This window comes from Endozoicomonas sp. ALC013 (genome assembly GCF_049310205.1).
GTDB lineage: Bacteria > Pseudomonadota > Gammaproteobacteria > Pseudomonadales > Endozoicomonadaceae > Endozoicomonas.
This window is the reverse complement of the sequence record NZ_JBLYNS010000295.1, coordinates 1-3,024: the sequence shown is the minus strand read 5'-3', so window position 1 is coordinate 3,024 and position 3,024 is coordinate 1. Positions and strand designations below refer to the sequence as shown.

General features: G+C 52.0%; 3 protein-coding genes. All 3 read right to left on the bottom strand.

All coding sequences use genetic code 11. From position 1 onward, the window contains the following. On the bottom strand, positions 1-844 hold an 844-nt coding region (locus tag ACO6V1_RS23260), incomplete at its 3' end, for a type I restriction endonuclease (protein WP_422468887.1). Between the two features lie 2 nt (positions 845-846). Further along, a complete protein-coding gene (locus tag ACO6V1_RS23255) occupies positions 847-2,145 on the bottom strand; it encodes a restriction endonuclease subunit S (RefSeq protein WP_422459818.1) in 1,299 nt (432 codons plus the stop codon). Continuing rightward, a partial coding sequence (locus ACO6V1_RS23250; RefSeq protein WP_422468885.1) for an N-6 DNA methylase occupies positions 2,142-3,024 on the bottom strand: 883 nt, incomplete at its 5' end. The genes ACO6V1_RS23250 and ACO6V1_RS23255, both read right to left, overlap by 4 nt.

The window sequence follows — 3,024 nt, the reverse complement described above, 5'->3', positions numbered from 1 at the left end:
TCTTGCGTACCGCCCGCCACTGCTGGTAACGGGGCAGCTTTTTAATGGTGCGACCATCTTCCACTTCAAACAGCACAAACTGGCAGACCAGCTCCACAAAGCGGGTCGGCTCAAACAGCGCCCACAGCAGACGATCCTGTTCGCTGGGTTCTTTGCTAAGCAGTTGTTGTACGATGGCTTCTTCGGCGTCGTCCAGCCGGTAGCGAAAGTAGAAGGCTTCTGGCGTGTAGATGGCCCCGTAACGGGCCTGACCACGGTTAATGGCCGCACAGACCTGGTTAAAGACAAAGTGGCGCGGGTGGCTGTTCTGATAGGCGAGCAGCTGGTTAATGCCCTTGCTCAATTTGATATGGCTGGCCTTGCACTCAATCATTGCCAGAGGCAGACCGTTGATAAACAGCAGCAGATCCGGCCGGAACTCATCGCCCTCGCTGTTGCTGCCAATGTACTGATCCACCACATGGAAGCGGTTGGCGGTGGGGTTGCTCTGGTCCATAAAGCGGACGCTGTGGGCGCGGCCACGGGCATCCTTGAGTTGGATATTGCTGCCATGAATCACCGACGCCCAGGCATTCTGGTTCGCTTCCAACAGGTTCTCCTGCCAGAATTTGCGCAGCTCCCGCAGGACGGTGGCGGTGGAGCTGTTGCCGCTCTCTTTTTGCAGCGCCGCCAACCACGGGTTAAGGCGCAGCAACTGTTCAGCCAGCACATCCTCCAGAATGGGTGCCATGTGACGGTGGGCCTGCTGGCGGCCCACCTCGGCACCGCTGAGATGGGTGTAACCGAGTTTGACCAGCCAGGCAATGGCGGGTTTTTCCATGCCTTCAAGTTCCGGGTTATCCATGATTAGTTATCCTGCGGGTCCGGCTGTACGCGGATTTGGCCGGTCAGGAGCTTTTGCATCAGGCCTTTTTTTAGGTGTTGGGTTTGGGTTTTTTGGGTTTGCAGGTGATCCAGTTTGCGGTCAACGGTTGAGAGGATGCGGGCGATTTCTTGTTGTTCGGGAAGAGGGGGAAGATTTGCTTTAATTTCCAATAATAACTTACCGGATATAAGTGGTTGGGCACTCTGGGCCGCATAGGAATTCAAATTTAAGTGCTCCAAAAGGAAGAGTCCAAACTTATCATCGAATGATTGATGTTTTTCATTGATAAAAAGCGCATTATCAGTGATCCAAGAATTGCTTCCTGACAAATAAACCGCTCCGCAATACGCACCAACCCTACCAATAATTAGCTTTGGTCCTTGAGTGTTAGCTTGGGCATGATAACCGGAAATACCATTTCCACCGTAAACTGGCACAGTTCCTGGCTCCATTTTATTCTTGGGCAGGAAATCACCGCTTTTAACGCTGAAAATATCTCCCAATTTAAGGGGTTTCCAGCCATCAGGGATTCTGCTGGCTGTCTTACTAATCAGACCATTCTCTACAAGTTTCATCTCCGTTTCCTGAAACTCGGTATGCGGCTGCCACCGGCCATCAGTATCCTGGGTGCCGACACCCTGGGTAAACAGCTTCTGCATCAACCCCTTTTTCAGGGTTTGGGTGGTGGTGATCTGCTGGTCGATCAGGGCCAGCTTGCTATCGACGGACGACAGGATGCGGGCGATTTTTTTCTGTTCGGGGAGTGGGGGCATAGGTACTTCAGTCGATAAAAAATTATCTTTTGAGATATTTTTCATCGAATTGCTTGTACCTGATGCTGATGCCTGTATCGTCTGTTTAATTGGCGGGAATTGCAGGCAATAAGCTAACCACTTGGTGCAGTGTTTAACTTCTGAGGGTTCGGTCATCCAAAGGCGATCTGGGAGAAACAAATCTGAGTAGGTCGCATCCACATAGCCTGATTCACCCACCAGATTCGGTGTATTCATTCTGCTAATGATTATACGACTTGCAATTACGGAATTTTTTAACCGCCCTTCCTCGTCAATAAGAACAGCTTTATGTTCGCCTGCGTAAAATCTGCCGTGACCGACAGCACTGGTTTTTAACACACCCTTTTCATTCTGAGACTTTTGTCGGTTTTCGGAGTTTACACTGGTGCCAGAGATTAATTCTTTCACAAAGGTGCGAATCGGTACCACGTCCCAGTCTTGCACTACGAAATCTATGGGTTTGCTTGAGAGACGGTTCACTGTCATGACACCAGCTCCATATCCGCCGTAGCCAAAAGCCCCAACTCAGCCAAATACCCATCCAACTCCACATCAACCTCTGCCAACTGCCCACTGATAACTGCCAACTGACCCAGCACCGCACCAATATCCACCGGCACCTCCGCCACCGAAGTATCGATATACCGCGCAATATTCAAGTTGTAATCATTACCAGCAATCTCACCCATCGACACCAGACGACAATATTTCTCCTCCTCCACACCATTATGAAAAGCAGCACTATGCGCCTCATCAATACGGTCAATATCCTGCACCCGCAAACTATTCTGGTTCTTGCCCTCGGCAAACTCACCGCTGGCATCAATAAAGATCACCTTGTCCTTCAGGTTGGCGGGCTTCTGCTTATTGATAACCAACACACAGGCAGGAATACCGGTGTTATAGAACAGCGCCTCCGGCAGGCCAATCACTGCCTCAATCCGATCACCAGGCTGTTCGCTGGTGCCTTTCAGCAGCCCCTGGCGAATCTTGCCCTCCTCACCACCACGGAACAGCACGCCGTGGGGCAGTACCACCGCCATACGACCATCGTCTTTCAGGCTGGCCAGCATATGCTGGACAAAGGCCAGGTCGGCATAGCCACGGGGCGGGATGCCGTAACCGAAGCGTCCGTAGCGGTCGTAGACCTCTTTCTTGTAGTTGGGGGCCACCTCTTTCTCTTTGCCGTCTTTGCCTACTTTGGTTTTCAGGTTGACTTCCAGCGGCGTCCACCACTGTTTGGCGGAAAACGGCGGGTTGGCAATCACCCGGTCGAATACACGCACACTGTCCTGTTCCAGGTGCAGCGGCTCCACCAGGGTATTACCCCGGCGCAGGTCGGCGTTCATATTGTGCAGGTAGAGG